Here is a 17437-nt window from a genome sequence, read left to right as displayed (position 1 = left end):
GTGATTTTTCACGAATCCGACCTGGAACAATAGTAGGCGCGGCACGTGAGCCGAGGGAGAGAGGGGTGCGCCATGACGTCGTCCTCCGGACACGACACCGGACCGAGCGAACCGAGCGGATCCGCCGGACCGAACAGACCCGACGGAACGAACAGACCCGACGGAACGAACGGGCCGGATGAACCGACCCGGTCAGCCCGATCGACCGGACCGACCGAACCGGCGGAAGGGACTGATGCGACCGGTGGGGCAGGTCCGGCCGGAGGCGACGGGGCGGCGGAGCCGGAGCCCCGCGTCCTGTGCGACGCCCGGGCGCTGGCGGCGGACCCGCCGATGCCGGGCGGCGTGCTGTGGAAGCTCGCCGAGGCCGGGCGCCAGCTCGACGCGAACCTCGTCCGGCTGGCGCCGGGCGGGCGGGTCGCCCAGCACGCCGAACCGGACCTCGACGTCCTGCTGTTCGTCGTCTCCGGCAGCGGCGTCCTCGGCGCGGGTACGGCCGACGAGCCCGGGGAACTGGCCGAGGGAGCGACGGTCTGGCTGCCGCACGGCTCGACCCGGAGCATCGCGGCCGGGAAGGACGGCCTCGCCTATCTGACCGTGCACCGTCGCCGCCCCGGCATGTGGATCCGCCCGCACGGCGGGGCTTCCTGACCCACGGGGGCGGCCGCGCCCCGGGCGTACGGCAGTTGAGGATCGGCCGGAGACCGTACGCCCGCCGTACGGCCGTACGCGCGCACGTTCTAAGGTGCCCCCGTGACTGCCTTCACCGATGAGAACGTCCCCGGCCGCTACGGCCCTGGCGCGACCGCAGAGGCCGACCCGCGCGAGGTCGGCCGGGTGCGCACCGAGTACGCGCCCGCGCACGACGGCGACCCCGACCCCGGCGAGATCGTCTGGACCTGGGTGCCCTTCGAGGAGAACGACGGGCGGGGCAAGGACAGGCCCGTGCTCGTGGTGGCCCGGGAGGCCTCGGGCACGTTCCTCGCCGTCCAGCTCTCCAGCAAGGCGCACGACGGCGACCGCGAGTGGGTGCCGATCGGGAACGGCCCGTGGGACCGGTCGGGGCGCGACTCCTGGGTGGACGTCGACCGGGTGCTGCGCCTGCACGAGGAGGGCATGCGGCGCGAGGCGTGCGCGCTGGACCGGATGCGCTTCAACTCCGTGGTGCACCGGCTGCGGGAGCGGTACGGCTGGCGGTGACCCGCCCCGCCGGGCCGAGCCCCGGGCCGCCTCCGTGGTCATGACCCCGGTCCTGGCCGCGGCGGCGTCGTCGGCCGAGGCTCCGGTCAGGTGAACGCCTGTACGAACGCCGCGCGGACGACGCTCCCCGGCGTGCGGTCCAGGACCCCGAACACCACCTGTTCGAAGGCATCCGCGAACCGTCCGCCGGGGGCGAGCGGGGCCCGGAAGGCCTCCGCCACCTGCGCCGGGTCGTTGCGGAACACCCCGCAGCCCCACGCGCCGAGGACGAGCCGCCGGTAGCCGTGCGCGGCGGCCGTCTCCAGTACCCGTTCGGCGCGGACCGCGAGGGCGCGCGGCAGTCCGGCGGCACGCTCGGGCGCGTCGCGCAGGACCACCCCGGCGTTCGGCGCGGCGGCGGTGAGGAAGCCGACGGTGTACGGCTCGTCCAGCAGACGTCCGCGGTCGTCGCGGAAGACGGGCACGGCGGGCGAGTGAATCACCCGGTCGGAGTAGAACGGATCGCGGTGCGCCCGGTGATGATCGTAGAACTCGCGGGCCTCCAGCAGGCATGTGTGCAGCGCGGAGGCCCGGCACAGGGCCTCTTCCTGGGCCTGGGCGCCGTTGAGGTATCCGCCGCCGGGATTGCGGGCGGAGGCGAAGTTGAGCACCGCCACCGGGCCGGCCAGGCGGCGGGCTGCCTCCAGGCTGCTCTCCGCCGTGACCTCGACGGTCGTCCGGACCGGAGACCACCTCGGCGGGGCTGCCGGGGCGGGGCCGTGCACGCGTGTGCCGTCCCGGGCGGCCTCGACGGCCGCCGCGAGCGGGACCCGGCGTCCGTCGGCGGTGCGGTAGGCCCCCGCCATGACGATCTGCTCGGTCTGCTGTGCGATGCCGCGCAGACGCGCGCTCATGGCGCCACCCCCGTGCGCGCCATGAGCGCGGCTCGCGCCGCCTCCTCCGTGGTGCTCATGAAGTCATCGTGATCGCATCACCCGCCGCCCCGCAACAAAGTTTCCCGGCGCCCGGCCGTCCGCGGCGTCCCCGCCCGCCGCGGCACTGCCCGTCCGTCCGTCCGCGACGACCGGTCCAGCCCCGCGGGGACTACCGCCGCGGATCTCGGGTACCCATGCGCCGGCTGCCGCGGGATCCCGGTGAAGCGCCGGGAAACTTCGCGGGAACGGCGATTTCGAGGCAGGATTATCCCGTTCTGCACCCTTGTGCGAATCGGCTGAAGGGTTTTGGGTGGGACGGTGCGCGACACCGGCCGACCGCGGACCCGGGGCCGGTGGCATGGTGGAATCTCAGGAGGATCCCGACATGTCCGATTCGGCAAGCGGCTGTACGGATTCCCGTACCGCCTTGACGGAAGCCGAGGTCGAGGCTCTGGTCAGCGGCATCTGCTTCAAGACCGGCCCGCCCCGCACCCTCGGCGTCGAAGTGGAATGGCTCGTCCACGAGCTGCGCGAACCGCGGCTGCCCGTCACACCCCGACGTCTCGAAGCGGCTTACGCCGCACTGCGGACCGTGCCCCTCGAGTCCGCGCTCACCGTCGAACCCGGCGGCCAGCTGGAGCTGAGCTCGCCGCCCGCCGCGTCCCTGACGGAGTGCGTCGGCACGGTCTCCGCCGACCTCGCCGCCGTCCGCGCCGTACTGGCCGAGGACGGTCTGCGCCTTGTCGGACTCGGTCACGACCCCTGGCACCCGCCGCGCAGGTTCCTGCGCGAACGGCGCTACGACGCCCTGGAAGCCTGTCTGGACCGGGGCGGCCCGGCCGGCCGCCGCATGATGTGCACCTCGGCATCCGTGCAGGTGTGCGTGGACGCCGGCCACGAGGAGCCCGGCCCGCTGGGCCACGTGCGACGCTGGTGGCTCGCGCACCATCTGGGCCCGGTGCTGGTGGCCTCGTTCGCGAACTCGCCGGTCCTGGGCCGCCGGCCCACCGGCTGGCTGTCCACCCGGCAGCTGCTGTGGACACAGATCGGCCGGGGCCGGGCGGGCGCTCCGCCGCTGGACGACGACCCGCGCGCCGCGTGGGCCCGGCATGCGCTGGACGCGCCGGTGATGTGCGTCCGGCGCGACGACGGGCCGTGGGAGGTGCCCGAGGGGCTCACCTTCCGGGAGTGGATCCGCGCGGGCGTGCCGAGGCCGCCGACGAAGGAGGATCTCGACTACCACCTCACCACGCTCTTCCCGCCGGTGCGCCCACGCGGCCACCTGGAGCTGCGCATGATCGACGCGCAGCCCGGCGACGACGGGTGGATCGTGCCGCTCGCGGTGACGGCGGCACTGTTCGACGACCCGGCGGCGGCGGAGAGCGCGTACCGGGCGGTGAAGCCGCTCGCCGGGCGGGCCCTCGCGCTGCCCGCGCCGCACAATCCGCTGTGGGTCGAGGCCGCCCGGTTCGGGCTCGCCGACCCGGAACTGCACGAGGCGGCGATCGCCTGCTTCCTGGCCGCCCTGGACGCGCTGCCCCGCCTCGGCGCGAGCGCGGAGGTCACGCAGGCCGTCGCCGCGTACCTGGACCGCTACGTGCTCAAGGGCCGCTGTCCCGCCGACGATCTGCTCGACCGACTGCGCGGCCCGGACCGTCGCGCCCACGGGAAGGACATCCGCACATGACCGACCCCGCACTCGACACCGCGTCCGGTCCCGGGACCGCTGCCGCGTCCGGCCCTCCGCCCGCGTCCGGGTCCGGCGCGACGTCCGGCCCTCGGCCCGGTCCCGCGTCCGGCGCCACGCCCGGCCCCGCGGGCGGCAGCACCGGGTCCGGCGCCGAGGCGCTGCGTGAGCGTGTGCTCGGCACGCTCACCGCCGCCCGGGAGCGCACCACGCTCCTCACCGACTGCGTCGAGGACCCCGACCTCACCGCGCAGCACTCCCCGCTGATGTCACCGCTGGTGTGGGACCTCGCGCACATCGGCAACCAGGAGGAGCTGTGGCTGCTGCGGGCGGTCGGCGGCCGGGAGGCGATGCGTCCCGAGATCGACAGCCTCTACGACGCCTTCGAGCACCCGCGTTCGGAGCGGCCGTCGCTGCCCCTGCTGCCGCCCGACGAGGCCCGGAAGTACGCCGCGGAGGTACGCGGCCGGGTCCTCGACCTGCTGGAGTCCACCGCGTTCGACGGGACCCGGCTGACCGAGGCGGGCTTCGCGTTCGGCATGGTCGCGCAGCACGAACAGCAGCACGACGAGACCATGCTGATTACCCATCAACTGCGCACCGGCCCGCAGGTCCTGACCGCCCCGGACCCCGAGCCGGCGCCCCTGTTCACCGGACCGTCCGAAGTCCTCGTCCCCGGCGGCCCCTTCACCATGGGCACCGACGGCGAGCCGTGGGCGCTGGACAACGAACGGCCCGCGCACGTGCGGGAGGTGGCGTCGTTCTGGATCGACACCACGCCGGTGACCAACGCGGCGTACCAGGCGTTCGTGGAGGACGGTGGCTACACCGACCCGCGCTGGTGGGCGCCGGACGGCTGGACCCACATACGGCGGCACGAGATCGGCGCGCCGCTGTTCTGGCGCCGCGACGGCGGGCAGTGGCTGCGCCGCCGCTTCGGCGTCACCGAGGTGGTGCCGCCCGACGAACCGGTGCTGCACGTGTGCTGGTACGAGGCCGACGCCTACGCCCGCTGGGCCGGACGGCGCCTGCCCACCGAGACCGAGTGGGAGAAGGCGGCCCGCCACGACCCGGCGGACGGCCGCTCCCGGCGCTACCCGTGGGGCGACGCCGACCCCTCCCCGGACCACGCCAACCTCGGCCAGCGCCACCTGCGCCCGGCCCCGGCCGGAAGCTATCCGGCCGGCGAATCACCCCTGGGCGTGCGGCAGTTGATCGGTGACGTGTGGGAGTGGACGGCGAGCGACTTCCTGCCGTACCCCGGTTTCGCCGCCTTCCCCTACAAGGAGTACTCGGAGGTGTTCTTCGGGCCCGAGTACAAGGTCCTGCGCGGCGGTTCCTTCGCCGTGGACCCGGTGGCCTGCCGGGGCACGTTCCGCAACTGGGACTACCCGATCCGCCGGCAGATCTTCTCCGGCTTCCGCACGGCGCGCTCCGAGGCGGCACTCTGATGTGCCGGCACCTGGCCTACCTGGGGCCCGAGGAGCCGCTGCGGCGGCTCCTCGTGGAGCCGCCGCACGGCCTGTACCGGCAGTCGTGGGCCCCGCGGCGGCAGCGGTACGGGACGGTCAACGCCGACGGTTTCGGGATCGGCTGGTACGCGTCAGGCGACCCGGTGCCGGCCCGCTACCGCCGCGCCGGGCCCATCTGGGCCGACCTGTCCTTCACCGATCTCGCCCGGGTGGTGCGCACCGGCGCGCTGCTCGCGGCGGTGCGGGACGCGACCCTGTCGGGTGCGGACGCGGAGGCCGCGACGGCGCCGTTCGCCGCGGACCGGTGGCTGTTCAGCCACAACGGCGCCGTGGCCGGCTGGCCCGGCTCGCTCGCCGCCGCGTCCCGGACGCTGCCGCCGGAGGATCTGCTGACGCTGGAGGCCCGCAACGACTCCGCGCTCGTGTGGGCACTGGTGCTGGCCCGGCTGCGCGGCGGCGACGAGGCCGGCCAGGCACTGGCCGACACGGTCCTGGAAGTGGCCGCGGCCGCACCCGGCTCCCGGCTCAACCTGCTGCTCACGGACGGCGAGACGATCACCGCGACCGTCTGGGGCGACACCCTGTGGTACCTCGCCGAGCCCGGACGCCGCACGGTCGTGGCCTCCGAGCCCTACGACGACGACCCGCGCTGGCTGGAGGTCCCCGACCGCACGCTGCTCGCCGCGAGCCGCACGGACGTCCTGCTGACCCCGCTGAAGGACCTCACCGAGGACCTGGCATCCGCACCCTTCGAGGAGCCCCGCCCTTGAGTCCCTTCCATCTGACCCGCATCCTGCCCGAGGACGCCATGGCCGCCGCGCTGCGCGCCGACGTCCGCGGCGGCCTGACCGCCGACCCCAAGACACTGCCGCCGAAGTGGTTCTACGACGCCCACGGCAGCGAACTGTTCGAGCGGATCACCGCGTTGCCCGAGTACTACCCGACGCGGGCCGAGCGCGAGATCCTCGCGGACCGGTCCGGCGAGATCGCCGCCGCGCTGCCCGCCCGCACCCTGGTCGAACTGGGTTCCGGTTCCTCGGAGAAGACCCGCTACCTGATCGACGCGCTCACCTCGCTGCGCACCTACGTCCCCGTCGACGTCAGCGACAGCGCGCTGCGCCAGGCCGGGCAGGCGCTGGTCGCCGAGCGGCCCGGCCTGGACGTGCACGCGCTGATCGCCGACTTCACGTCGGATCTGACGCTGCCCGACACCCCCGGCCCGCGCCTGCTGGCGTTCCTCGGCGGCACCGTCGGCAACCTGCTGCCGGCCGAGCGGGCCGAGTTCCTGGCCCGGGTGCGCGCCCTGCTCTCCCCCGGCGACGCGCTGCTGCTCGGCACGGACCTGGTCAAGGACGAGAACGTCCTGGTGCGGGCGTACGACGACGCGGCAGGGGTGACCGCGCGGTTCAACAAGAACGTCCTGGCCGTCGTCAACCGTGAACTCGGCGCGGACTTCGAACCGGAGGCCTTCGAGCACGTGGCGCTCTGGGACCCCGCCGAGGAGTGGATCGAGATGCGGCTGCGCTCCCGCACCGCCCAGACCGTGAAGGTGCCGGCGCTGGACCTCGCGGTCGACTTCGCGGCGGGCGAGGAACTGCGTACCGAGGTGTCGGCGAAGTTCCGCGAGGAGCGGGTGGCGGCCGAACTGGCCGCCGCCGGCCTGGACCTCGCCCACTGGTGGACCGACCGGCAGACCCGCTTCGCGCTCTCGCTGAGCACGGTGCGGTGACGGCACCCAGCCCCCGGCGACGGCGCCCCGCACGCAGGGGCGCCGCTCCCCCGGTCAGCCCAGGCCGGGGGCCAGTTCCTCGGTGATCCGCTGGGAGGCGCGCTGCGCCTCGGTCTGCGGGTCGCCCCCGTTCAGCACCTTCGTCATGTACGGCTTGATCGGGTTGTCGGCCTCGACGGCCGCCCACAGCGAGGTGCTCGGGGTCGCCCGGCCGTGCGCGGCGCCCGCCGCCATGGCCGCGACCCCCTCCTCGTCGGCGACGGCCGAGGCGAGGGTCGTCTTGTTGGGGACGTAGTTCATCGTGCGGGCGAGTTCGGTGTCCCACTCGGCGCCGGTGAGGGCCGCGACGACGGCGACCGCCGCGTCCCGGTCGTCGGTGTTCCTCGGCACGATGAGGTCGGAGCCGCCGGTGAAGACGGAGCCCGGCCGCGAGGCGGTCTTGCCCGGCACCGGGAAGAAGCCCAACTGGTCCTTGAGCGCGGGGTTCTTCTGGATGATGGCCTGGGCCAGTCCGGGCGGGGCGATCATCTGCGCCACCTTGCCGCCGGCGAACACCCCCGCCTGCGGCGGGTGCTCCTCGTCGGCGCCCGCGGGGCCGTCGCCGAGCGCCTGGAGCCGCCGGTAGAAGTCCATGCCGCGCAGGGCGGCCGGGGTGTCCAGCGTGCCCTTCCAGACGCCGCCGCTCTCCTTGGCCAGTTCGCCGCCCTCGTCCCAGATGAAGCCGGAGAGCGTGTACCAGTCCTGCCCGGAGAGGTAGATGCCCTGGTCGCCGCCCGAGTTCAGCTTCTCCGTGTCGGCGAGCCACTCGTCCCGGGTGCGCGGCGGGTCGGTGATGCCCGCCTTGTCGAACAGGTCCTTGCGGTAGATCACGACGCGGTTCGCCGCGTACCAGGGGATGCCGTACTGCGCGGAGTTGTCCTGGCCGGGCTCCGACAGACCGGGCAGCCAGTCCTGCATGTGCCAGTCCCGCATCGACTCCAGGGTCAGATTGGTCAGCCTGCCGCCCTCGACGTACTGCGCGACCTGGGTGTTGCCGACCTCGATGACGTCGGGGCCGTCCGCGGACTTCCCGCTGAGCGCGGACTGCACCTTGGGACCGATCCCCGTCCATTCCTGGATGCGGATGTCGAGGCGCAGATCGCCGTGGCTGCGTTCGAAGTCCTCGGTGAAGCGGCTCAGGAAGTCCTGCGAGGCGCTGTTCTTCATCAGCCAGACGGTGACGGTGTGCCGGCCGCCGCCGCTGCCCGGCAGCACACCGCACGCGCTGACGAGGGAGGCGGAGGCACAGACGAGGGCGAGGAGGCGACGTCTCACGAGGGGTCCTTGCTTTTCTGTCAGCGGACAGGGAGAAGATCCCGACGTGGGGGGCCGAGCACGCGCTCGTACGGGCGTGCTGGGATTTTGGTATGGACCAATGCCGAGGTCAAGTCACGCAGTGGTCACGGTCCGCACATCTCGCGGGGCGGCCCGGGATACGGCACGGTGGAGTGACGTGTGACACATGTGTCACCGACGGACGGACGGGACGTCCCCGCCACCGGCGTCACCGGCGCCACCGCCGAGAGGAGCACCCGCATGACCGACCACACCTACCGGGTCACCGAGATCGTCGGCAGCTCGCACGAGGGGGTCGACGAGGCCATCCGCAACGCCATCTCCCGCGCCTCGCAGACCGTGCGCAACCTGGACTGGTTCGAGGTGACCCAGGTCAGGGGCCAGATCGAGAACGGCCGGATCGAGCACTACCAGGTGGGGCTGAAGGTCGGCTTCCGCATCGAGGACGCGGGCTGAACGTCCCGGTCGAAGGGCGGCCCGGAACGGGGCCCGGCCCGGGCGACCCGCGGCACCCGGCCAGAGCGGCCCGGGACGGGCCCCGCCCGGGGCGACCCGGCACAGGTCCTCCGCCCGGCCCGGGACCGGTGCGGCCGTGCCCGGGGCCCGGAACGGGCCCCCCGCCCAGAAACGTCCGGGACAGCTCCCTGGGCGCGGCCCCCCTCAGGTCCCGCCCCGCCCTCAGGCCCGCTCCCGCCTCAGGTCCGACCCTGCCTCTCCTGTGCGTCCTTCAACTCGGCGGACGGCGCCGCCCAGCGGGCGCGCAGCACCCGGAAACCCGCGTCCTCGGCGTCCGCGCACACCAGTTCGTCGTCGTCCACGAGGACGCGGATCTCCCGGTCGCGGGCGAGCCGGCGCAGGATCTGCAGCTTGGTGCGGCGGGCCGGCCGGCGGTCGGCGTCGCCCCGCATGTGGACGTCGCCCTCGGGCAGCCCGTGGGCGGCGAGCCAGTCGAGTGTGTCCCGGCGGCACCGCTCGGGCCGTCCGGTGAGGTAGACGATCTCGCACTCACGGGCGCTTTCCCGGGCGAGCCGCACGCCCTCCTCGATCGGCGGATCCTCGGGGGCCGCGGCGAAGAAGGCGTCCCAGTCCCGGGGCCGCCGCTGAAGGAAACGCTGCCGGTGCGCCGTGTCGGCGAGGGTGTTGTCGAGGTCGAACACGGCGAGGGGCCGTTCATTGCTCTCCGTCACGCCGCACAGCCTAGGCTCCGGTCCGGCGGCCGCCCGCCGGACCACGCCCGTCCGTTTGCGGGCACGGGCGCCGCGCCCGTGGGGCACTGTCCGCTCGAGGCGGGGCCGTCGCCGTCCGGATGCGGGTCCGGGCCCGGCCCCCGATGCTGGGAACATGTCCGGACCACTGCCCGTGACCGTGCACCCGCCCTCCCCGACGGGCGGCCGTCGCGTGCGCGTGAACGGCGAGATCCTGGGGCTGGCCTACAGCGTCGCGGACGTCGCCGAGTTCCTGCGCCGCGCCGGCCTCGACGTCGACGCGGTGGAGGTCTCGGTCTCGCCGCTCATCGACTGGCGCGGGGGCGGCCCGGAGTACTGGGGTCCGGAACCCGACGACAGCGGCACCTGAGACAGCACCACCCGCACGGCCCCCGGCCGGCACCGGGCCCTCGGTCACACGTGTGGCAGCGGGAATCCCCCGCGCGGCGCCGCGTTGAACCCGGTGTGACTTCCGTGATCGCGACCACCCGCTTCTCCGTCCTCGACCGCTCCCGCACCCGAGAGGGCCGTCCGACGGCCGAGGCGCTGCGGGACACCGTGGCGCTGGCCGGGGAGGCCGAGGCGCTCGGCTACCACCGCTTCTGGGTGTCCGAGCACCACGGCGTGCCCGGTGTCGCCGGTTCCGCGCCGACCGTGCTGGCCGCGGCCGTGGCCGCCGCGACCCGTACGATCCGGGTCGGCACGGGCGGAGTGATGCTGCCCAACCACCGACCGCTGGTCGTGGCCGAGCAGTTCGGCGTGCTGGAGTCGCTGTACCCCGGACGGATCGACATGGGGCTGGGCCGTTCCGTCGGCTTCACGGACGGCGTACGCAGGGCCCTGGGCCGCGACAGGCAGGACGCCGACGACTTCGAGGCGCAGTTGACGGAGTTGCTGGGCTGGTTCGAGGGGACGTCGCCGACGGGTGCGCACGCCCGGCCCGCGGAGGGACTGCGTGTGCCGCCGTTCGTGCTGGCGACGGGCGAGGGAGCTTTGATCGCCGCCCGTGCGGGCCTGCCCCTGGTCATCGGCGACCTGCGCGACCGTACGAAGCTGCTGCGCGGCGTCGACCGCTACCGCGCCGCGTTCCGCCCCTCCCCCTGGGCGTCGCAGCCGTACGTCGTGATCTCCGGTACGGTCGCGGTGGCCGCCACGCCCGGCGAGGCCCGCCGCCTCCTGCTTCCGGAGGCCTGGTCGATGGCCCACGCCCGCACCCGCGGCACCTTCCCCCCGCTCCCGCCGGCCGAGCGCGTCGAGACACGGACGATGAGCGCCAAGGAGCGCGGCTTCTACGACTCCGGCCTGACCGGCCACATCGCGGGTACCGAGGAACAGGTACGCGACGCCCTGGAGACGGTCCTCGAGGAAACGGGCGCCCAGGAACTCCTGGTCACCACGAGCACCTACGACCGTGAGGCCCTGCTGGACTCCTACCGCCGACTGGCGTCCCTCTTCACGCCATAGGCCGCAGTATCCCCAGCCGCTGCAACTCGACGACGTGCTCCGCCGCCCGCCGGGGCGCCTCGCCGCCGCGCACCAGGACGCCCGCCTCGATGTTGCGGCGGGACACGGACTCCGTGAGGTTGGCGCTGCCCAGGAAGAGCGTGCGACGGTCGGCGACCGCGAGCTTCGCGTGCTGGCGCGAACGGACGTGCGCGGCGCCCTCGCGCGCCCAGTGCCAAAGGCGCACGCCGGGCACGGAGGCGAACGCCTCGGCCGGTTCCCGACCGCAGAGCAGGCCGCGCGCGCCGGCCAGGGTCTCGACCACCACATGCGTCCGCACGCCCCTGGCGGTCGCCTCCGTCAGCGCCCGCGTCAACGCCGGGTACGGACGGGCGGCGTACGTCATCGCCAGCAGTTCGTCCCGGGCCTGGTCGATGACCTCGACGAGCACCTGGGCGGTGGCGCGCACGGGTACGGCCGGAGTGGAGGGGCCGCTCCAGACGGTGCGGACCTGGACCGTGTCCCGCGCGCACGGTGGCGGCGATGTAGCCCCGCATGTAGGCGGCGGCCTCGGTGAGCGGGACCGACTCCGCCTCGATGGCGTCGTACAGCCTCGCCACGGCTGTGTCGATCCCCGGTGTCGCGAACTCGATCAACGCCCGCTCCCTGCCGCGTCCTCGGGCGAGCAGGCCGACGAGATCCTTGCCGCGGGAGGGACCGAGGGCCGCCACCGCGGCGTCGGCGGCGGCCTCGAACCGGTGACGGCTCACGGCAGCAGGCCGACCGGGGTCAGTACCGGGTCCTCGTCACCCGAGAGCGGGACGAGTCGGCCACGCGCACGTGCAGCCCGTCGTCGTACCGGTAGACGGAACCAACCGGCCGCACACCGTCCCCGAGACCACTGTCACCCTGGCTCACACGCCACCCCACTGCTGTTCAGGGCCACCTGGTGGCCACTTGTGCGTCACCGTGCCGGCCGTTCCGAGCGCCCCGCGAAGCCCCCTTCGGCGCATCAGCTCATCTGTGAACTCAGCACACGCGTCGAGCGTATCAGGGGCGCGCGATCGAGTTCGCGGCACTGCGCAACAGGTCGGTCACAGATCGACATCGGGCACGCTCGGAACACACCCGCCGGGTCAACAACGCACCGCGCAGCCATATTTACCGGTTGACTATGTTCACAGACATCAGGCATGGTTCCTCCAACGTCCCATGTCCGAGTCCGGACGGCCCCCGGAAAGGCACACGCGCCGTGCATATGGAAGTGCTCGAAGTCTCGCCCGAGTTGGCAGCGCAGTGGCTCGCCCGCAACACCAACAACCGCCCTCTCAGCAAGAACACCGTGCAGCAGCTGGCCGGCCAGCTCCAGCGCGGCGAGTGGCAGTTGACGCACCAGGGCATCGCCTTCGACGAGGATGACGTACTCATCGACGGCCAGCACCGGCTGGCGGCGATCGTCAAGTCGGGGATCGCGGTGCCGTTGACCGTCGCGCACGGTGTGCCCCGCACCGCCTTCACGGTGATGGACACCGGCCGCAAGCGCACCGGCCGGGACGCGCTGGCACTCGCGGGGGAGGCCAACGCGACGCATCTGGCGGCGGCCCTGCGCGGACTCCACCTCTACCTGCACGCGCCGAACTCCTCCTGGAGCGGCGGCTCGTCCGTGACCAGCAACGACCAGTTGCTGACAGTGCTCGGTGAGCACCCCGGCATCCGCGAGGCCCTCCACCACGGCATCGCGCTCAACCGTGGGTGCCGGATCACCGTCACCGCGGCGACGATCGGCTGGTACGTCACGTCCGAGGCCAGGCCCGACGTCGACCAGAGGCCCTGGGAGGAGGGGGTCGTCACGGGCGCACGACTGGAACCGGGCGACCCCCGCCTGACCCTGCGCAACACCATGCTCAGTCTGGCCGCGGGCCGCGCGCACCGCCGCCGTGACGACTCACGCGAGCACCTGCTCTACTACCTCAAGGCGTGGAACGCCTGGGTGGAGGGCCGCGACAGCAAACTCCTGCGCCGCTCCCCCAACGAGACGATGCCCCGGATCTCCAGCCGGCCGCTCACCGCCCCGGCGGACGGACGGGCCTGACCGGGCATGGATGCGGCGGGCCGCTGTTCCCGGGCCCGAAGCGCCGGACGGACCGGCGCCCCCCGCCCCCCTGCCCTCCCTCGGCCCCGCCTCCCCGTGTGAGGCGGGGCCGACGGCCGGGGCGGGGGCATGCGAGCATCCCTACGTCACCTCCCCCTTCGGCAACAAGGAACCATCTGTGAGTGACAACGGCTCCGGCGGAAGAGTCCAGCCGGCTCGTCCCGGCGACCCCTCCCGTGTAGGCCCGTACCGCGTCGTCGGCCGCCTCGGCGCGGGAGGCATGGGCACCGTCCACGCAGCGGTCGCCTCCGACGGAACACGCGTGGCGGTAAAGGTGATGCACCCCCAGCAGGCGCAGGAGCCCGAATTCCGGGCACGGTTCAAACGCGAAGTGGAGCTGTCCTCGCGTGTCGCCGGCCCGTATCTGGTCCCGCTGCTCGCCTCCGACACGGACGCGGACACCCCGTGGCTGGCCACCGTGTACGCCCCCGGGCCGACCCTGAACGAACGCGTCCTCGCGCACGGTCCGCTCGGCGGCGCGAGCCTGCACGCCCTCGCGGCGGCCACGGCACAGGCGCTGGCCGCCGTGCACAGCGCCGGCGTGGTCCACCGCGACGTGAAACCGCAGAACGTCATCCTCACCCCGTCCGGCCCGCGCGTCCTCGACTTCGGCATAGCGCACGCCGCTGACGGGACCAGTGTCACGCGCACCGGCGTCATGACCGGGACTCCTGGCTGGATCAGCCCGGAGCACTACCGCACCGGGACCACCGGTCCCGCGAGCGACATGTTCGCGTGGGGGGCGCTCGTGGCCTACGCGGCCACCGGACGGCTGCCGTTCGGGACCGGAGCGCCCGACGTCGTCGCGTTCCGCGTGATGTCCGGTGAACCGGCCCTGGACGGCGTCCCCGAATCCCTCCGCCGAGTGGTGGAGAACGCTCTGGCCAAGGACCCCGGAGACCGGCCGTCGGCCGCCGAGGCGGCCCAGGAGTGCGGGGAGTCGCTGGCCTCGCAGGTGACTCAGGTGGTGGACGCCCACACCATGCCCACGCTGGCCGGTGACATGGTCGCTGCCGCATGGGACGTACCGGTGGGAGACGATCCGGCATGGCACCCGCCCGCGCGTCGCTCCAGGAAACGAGTGCTGGGCGTCGTCGTCCTCGCGGCCGCGGTCGTCGGCGGTCTGGCCGGGGGTGCGGTGGCCCTGATGCCCGCTGCCGCCGACAGCGGCAAGCATCCGTCCCAGGCGGCCTCCCCCGTATCCCGCTCTGCCGGATCGACTCACCCGTCCGCGAGCGCCGTCAGGAGCAGCACGGCCGCTAAGCCGCCGCAGCCCGCGAGCGACGGCGCGGCGACCGCTTCGAGTTGGGCCGAGGCGCGTACGGCCCAGGGTGCGGGGGAGCACGACGTGGCGCGAGCGCTGCTGCATGACGAAGGGACTCTGTACCAGGAACTCGGCGACGGCGTGAGCTTCACCCCGGACAGCGTCCGGTTCCACGAGTCACGCCGGGAGGTCTACTTCTCCTACCGGCTGACCGCCTCCGACGAGGACGGGACCATGTACGCGGAGACGAAGATCGCCGGGTTGATGTGCGCGTCGCTGAGGGATGTCATTCCCCGCCTGCACCCCGACCTGCCGTACCGCAAGTACGTCATGGTCAAGGAGGAGACGGGCCGGGACCCACAGGTGACATGGCAGGACGACTTCATCACCAACGCACAGTGCAAGTCGGCCGCCGACGACGGCGTCGGCCAGGACACCGGCACCGGCCAGGACTGGCAGCCGGACGACGACGGCCTCGGGCAGGCGATGATCCCCAGCACCGACGGCGACGAGATCCGGGTCGCGGACCATGCCGCCAGGAAGATCATCGACCGGAGCAACGGGATGCGCGGCACGCTCGGCACCGATCAGGTGCTCGGCAACCAGGAGATCAAGGTCGGTTTCGACCCGGACAACTCGGCGATGTACGTCTGGTCGGACTACGTGCGGTGGAACGAGGAGCAGGTCGACACCTGGGCGGCCATGGCCGCGGGTGAGGCCTGCCGCGCCCTCGTGAACCAGCGGAACACGAGCGCGAACTGGCCCTACCACCGCTACGCGGTGGCGGAGATCGGCGGCTCGGGCTACCTGATGATCCGCTCGGGCACGGCCGACTCCCTGGACGAGTGCCCCACTTGACCCCGGTCGACGTTGCGTGGCGGTCAGGGGTGACTTGACCCTCGACTTGGTCGATGGCCCAGGGTTCCGGGTGTGGAGAACGACATGTACAGCATCGGTGAGATGGCGCGGGGCAGCGGGCTGAGCGTAAGCGCGTTGCGCTTCTACGACCGTGCCGGTGTACTGGTCCCCGCCTGGGTGGACCCGGTGAGCGGCTACCGCTGGTACGACGCCGAGCAGTGCGCCGAGGCGGCGGTGCTGGTGCGGCTGCGCCGGGCCGGGATGCCGCTGGCCGACATCCGCCTGGTGCTGGCCGGCTGGTCCGGCGCGGACAGGGACCTGGTGCGAGGCCTGCTCCAGGCACATCTGCGCCGTCTCGAACGGGGCCTGTCCGCCGCACGCGAGGAGTTCTCCGCGCTCCGGGCCCGACTCGACCTCAGGGAGATCCCCATGGCTTCGCTTCCCCCCCGCCCCCGTCCGACTGACCGTCCCCTCCCCGGGACTGGCCGCCGCACTGGACGCAGTCTGCTTCGCGGCGGGCACGGACCCGCAACTGCCGATGCTCGCCGGCGTTCTGTTCGACGTGGAGGGCGAGAACCTTCGCGTCGTTGCCACCGACCGCTACCGGATGGCCGTCGCCCGGGCGCACACCTTCGGTCATGAAGGCCCCCGGACGCAGGTCATCACTCCCCTGCCGCTCGTTGACGCGATGCGGGCGCTCCTCGGGGCCGAGCGATCCGTTCGGCTCACCGTGGACGGCGACCGCATGACCCTGGAGGCCGAGGACCGGCAGGCGGCCGGCCGGTGCCTCGACCACGACTTTCCCGACTACCGCCGCCTCGCCGACCTGCCGGCCGGGCGCCGTGTGCCCGTCGATGCGGCGGCCTTCCGGAGGATGCTCCTGACCGGTCCCGTCCGGGCGAGCGAGGTCCGTGAGCAGGACCAGGTGCCCTACGACCTCAGCGTGCTCGACGTCTCGGAGGACGGCACCGTGACCGTCCGCGAGGACGGCGACGACGGCGGGACCCCCATGGCCTTCAACCGCGAGATTCTGCTTCAGGCAGTCGCGGCCGACGCCCGGGAGGAACTGCTCCTCGAGTTCGGGGCGACCACCGCGCCCCTCGTGATCCGCCGCCCCGACGACGAGCACTCGTTCTCGCTGCTGATGCCGGTCCGGCTGGACGACTAGGAAGACTGTCCTGGGACGTTGGTGATACGACCAGGTGCTTGAACAGGTAGGGGTATTCCGAGTTCGGTGTGGATTGAGACATCCCCCGCCATACCTCAGGAGGCCCTCACTGCCCACCTGACTTTCCATCGGCCCGACCCCGGCAGGATACGCCTGACCTGGCACCTCGGGGACGACGACTGGCCGTTGCACCGATCCGCGGAGCGAGCCCGGCCCTTCCCCACCAGGCCTGGCACCCCATGCCGAAAAGGGCGGCACTTCGCCGACCAACCCTGAAGCGGCCGAGCCGACCCTCACGGTCGACCTTGGCGGCTACCTCGACAGCAAGCGGACCGCTGTCCCTGTCCCCCGTGAACATCGCATCCCAGTACCCGGCTGCGGCTTTCTAGTGCAGTGGGCCGACGGCACAGTGGATCAAACTGAGTACGGGAACTCAGACGCCGTAGTGGCCGATACGGATGGGGAGCTCGTTACAGAGGCGTACGGTACATCTCGATCACCACAGCATGGTGGTCACACGTCCGTACCCGCTCAGCGGCGTACGACAGACACGGGGAGGGCTCACGCGTGGCGTGGGACGAGTGAGAGAAGCTCAAGAGCGCGGCGGCCGATCGGCATGCCGTCCGGATGCAACTGAACCACGTACCGCTCGACCCGGGCGGCAGCGGCACGCTGGTGTCGAACAAGCCGGCCTGGTCCAAGGCGGGCCAGGACGTCGGTTCGCTCCGTGAGGACATCACCAAGGCGCTGGGAAAGCTGGCGGACGGGCAGAAGGGGCTGCGAGAACAGTCCGGCTGCCTGACCGCCAGGGCGCAGCGGGAGGTCCACGACTCATGGGAGCGCTACGTCAAGAGTGTGCACGAGCGCTGCGGCAAGCTCTCGGCTCTCCTGCAGAAGGCGGGCAGCGACCAGTTGAGGACTGACGAGTCGGTCGAGGCCGAGATCGGCAACCTCAAGGTGGAGTACTCGGACACTCTGGCCGTCGGCGGCCAAGACAAGGGGCGGTAACC

Annotated in this window: 16 protein-coding genes and 1 pseudogene; 13 read left to right on the top strand and 4 right to left on the bottom strand. The window is 72.8% G+C overall.

The window, feature by feature from the left end; translation table 11 throughout:
- Positions 1–297 precede the first annotated feature (297 nt).
- Both ACH5A8_RS23545 and ACH5A8_RS23540 read left to right on the top strand, forming a co-directional pair.
- The gene (locus ACH5A8_RS23545; protein ID WP_399005311.1) at positions 298–651 is read left to right on the top strand and encodes a hypothetical protein; all 354 of its coding nucleotides are present in this window, start codon (positions 298–300) and stop codon (positions 649–651) included.
- Between the two features lie 102 nt (positions 652–753).
- Positions 754–1200, top strand: a complete 447-nt coding sequence (locus ACH5A8_RS23540) for a type II toxin-antitoxin system PemK/MazF family toxin (protein ID WP_399004950.1) — start codon at positions 754–756, stop codon at positions 1198–1200.
- An 86-nt stretch (positions 1201–1286) separates the two neighbouring features.
- Here ACH5A8_RS23540 and ACH5A8_RS23535 read toward each other — a convergent pair whose 3' ends face one another.
- Positions 1287–2093, bottom strand: a complete 807-nt coding sequence (locus tag ACH5A8_RS23535) for a TIGR02452 family protein (protein ID WP_399004948.1) — start codon at positions 2091–2093, stop codon at positions 1287–1289.
- A gap of 406 nt (positions 2094–2499) precedes the next feature.
- Between ACH5A8_RS23535 and egtA the strand changes: the two genes are divergently transcribed.
- Genes egtA through egtD form a run of 4 tightly spaced genes read left to right on the top strand, consistent with a single transcriptional unit; the run spans position 2500 to position 7002 of the window.
- Complete coding sequence (egtA, locus tag ACH5A8_RS23530; RefSeq protein WP_399004947.1) at positions 2500–3801, top strand: ergothioneine biosynthesis glutamate--cysteine ligase EgtA; 1302 nt, start codon at positions 2500–2502, stop codon at positions 3799–3801.
- Positions 3798–5252: an ergothioneine biosynthesis protein EgtB gene (gene egtB / locus ACH5A8_RS23525; RefSeq protein WP_399004945.1), complete on the top strand. Its 1455-nt coding sequence runs from the start codon at positions 3798–3800 to the stop codon at positions 5250–5252. Before egtA ends, egtB begins: the two co-directional genes overlap by 4 nt.
- Positions 5252–6043: an ergothioneine biosynthesis protein EgtC gene (gene egtC, locus ACH5A8_RS23520; RefSeq protein ID WP_399004943.1), complete on the top strand. Its 792-nt coding sequence runs from the start codon at positions 5252–5254 to the stop codon at positions 6041–6043. The genes egtB and egtC overlap by 1 nt, the downstream gene beginning before the upstream one ends.
- Positions 6040–7002 carry an L-histidine N(alpha)-methyltransferase gene (egtD, locus tag ACH5A8_RS23515; RefSeq protein WP_399004941.1) on the top strand — a complete coding sequence of 321 codons (963 nt, stop codon included), beginning with the start codon at positions 6040–6042 and terminating at the stop codon, positions 7000–7002. The genes egtC and egtD overlap by 4 nt, the downstream gene beginning before the upstream one ends.
- 54 nt (positions 7003–7056) lie before the next feature.
- Here the strand turns inward: egtD and ACH5A8_RS23510 are convergent, their stop codons facing one another.
- Positions 7057–8316 (bottom strand): extracellular solute-binding protein, encoded by a 1260-nt coding sequence (locus tag ACH5A8_RS23510; RefSeq protein ID WP_399004939.1) that lies wholly within the window; start codon positions 8314–8316, stop codon positions 7057–7059.
- A gap of 261 nt (positions 8317–8577) precedes the next feature.
- Here ACH5A8_RS23510 and ACH5A8_RS23505 point away from each other — a divergent pair, with 261 nt between their 5' ends.
- Positions 8578–8793 (top strand): dodecin, encoded by a 216-nt coding sequence (locus ACH5A8_RS23505; RefSeq protein WP_399005310.1) that lies wholly within the window; start codon positions 8578–8580, stop codon positions 8791–8793.
- A gap of 239 nt (positions 8794–9032) precedes the next feature.
- On the opposite strand, the gene ACH5A8_RS23500 is transcribed toward ACH5A8_RS23505, so the two are convergent.
- On the bottom strand, positions 9033–9524 hold the full coding sequence (locus ACH5A8_RS23500; RefSeq protein WP_399004937.1) for a hypothetical protein: 492 nt from the start codon (positions 9522–9524) through the stop codon (positions 9033–9035).
- A gap of 154 nt (positions 9525–9678) precedes the next feature.
- Between ACH5A8_RS23500 and ACH5A8_RS23495 the strand changes: the two genes are divergently transcribed.
- Entirely contained in the window at positions 9679–9912 is a 234-nt protein-coding gene (locus ACH5A8_RS23495) for a hypothetical protein (protein WP_399004935.1), read from the top strand.
- A gap of 95 nt (positions 9913–10007) precedes the next feature.
- Complete coding sequence (locus tag ACH5A8_RS23490; RefSeq protein ID WP_399004933.1) at positions 10008–11006, top strand: LLM class flavin-dependent oxidoreductase; 999 nt, start codon at positions 10008–10010, stop codon at positions 11004–11006.
- Here ACH5A8_RS23490 and drmC read toward each other — a convergent pair.
- Positions 10996–11454, bottom strand: coding sequence for a DISARM system phospholipase D-like protein DrmC (gene drmC / locus ACH5A8_RS23485; protein ID WP_399004931.1), 459 nt, complete (start codon positions 11452–11454; stop codon positions 10996–10998). The two genes, ACH5A8_RS23490 and drmC, sit on opposite strands and share 11 nt — an antisense overlap.
- Before the next feature lie 789 nt (positions 11455–12243).
- On the opposite strand from drmC, the gene ACH5A8_RS23480 reads away from it, so the two are divergent.
- The 4 genes and pseudogenes from ACH5A8_RS23480 to ACH5A8_RS23465 all read left to right on the top strand — a co-directional run bounded on the left by ACH5A8_RS23480 (position 12244) and on the right by ACH5A8_RS23465 (position 17435).
- Complete coding sequence (locus tag ACH5A8_RS23480; protein WP_399004929.1) at positions 12244–13077, top strand: hypothetical protein; 834 nt, start codon at positions 12244–12246, stop codon at positions 13075–13077.
- A gap of 178 nt (positions 13078–13255) precedes the next feature.
- Positions 13256–15259 (top strand): serine/threonine protein kinase, encoded by a 2004-nt coding sequence (locus ACH5A8_RS23475; RefSeq protein WP_399004927.1) that lies wholly within the window; start codon positions 13256–13258, stop codon positions 15257–15259.
- A gap of 84 nt (positions 15260–15343) precedes the next feature.
- Positions 15344–16427, top strand: a pseudogene (locus ACH5A8_RS23470) (MerR family transcriptional regulator).
- Positions 16428–17054: 627 nt separating this feature from the next.
- Positions 17055–17435: a hypothetical protein gene (locus tag ACH5A8_RS23465; protein ID WP_399004925.1), complete on the top strand. Its 381-nt coding sequence runs from the start codon at positions 17055–17057 to the stop codon at positions 17433–17435.
- Positions 17436–17437: the final 2 nt, after the last annotated feature.

Source organism: Streptomyces sp. NPDC018610, assembly GCF_044391765.1.
Lineage (GTDB): Bacteria > Actinomycetota > Actinomycetes > Streptomycetales > Streptomycetaceae > Streptomyces.
Note: the sequence above shows the minus strand (reverse complement) of the source record. Positions and strands in the feature narration are given on the sequence as shown.

Excerpts from the sequence above, each read along its gene's own strand:
- ACH5A8_RS23535 (WP_399004948.1), bottom strand. The coding sequence starts at position 2,093 with ATGAGCGCGCGTCTGCGCGGCATCGCACAGCAGACCGAGCAGATCGTC.
- egtA (WP_399004947.1), top strand. The coding sequence starts at position 2,500 with ATGTCCGATTCGGCAAGCGGCTGTACGGATTCCCGTACCGCCTTGACG.
- egtB (WP_399004945.1), top strand. The coding sequence starts at position 3,798 with ATGACCGACCCCGCACTCGACACCGCGTCCGGTCCCGGGACCGCTGCC.
- egtC (WP_399004943.1), top strand. The coding sequence starts at position 5,252 with ATGTGCCGGCACCTGGCCTACCTGGGGCCCGAGGAGCCGCTGCGGCGG.
- ACH5A8_RS23505 (WP_399005310.1), top strand. The coding sequence starts at position 8,578 with ATGACCGACCACACCTACCGGGTCACCGAGATCGTCGGCAGCTCGCAC.
- ACH5A8_RS23495 (WP_399004935.1), top strand. The coding sequence starts at position 9,679 with ATGTCCGGACCACTGCCCGTGACCGTGCACCCGCCCTCCCCGACGGGC.
- ACH5A8_RS23480 (WP_399004929.1), top strand. The coding sequence starts at position 12,244 with ATGGAAGTGCTCGAAGTCTCGCCCGAGTTGGCAGCGCAGTGGCTCGCC.
- ACH5A8_RS23465 (WP_399004925.1), top strand. The coding sequence starts at position 17,055 with ATGCAACTGAACCACGTACCGCTCGACCCGGGCGGCAGCGGCACGCTG.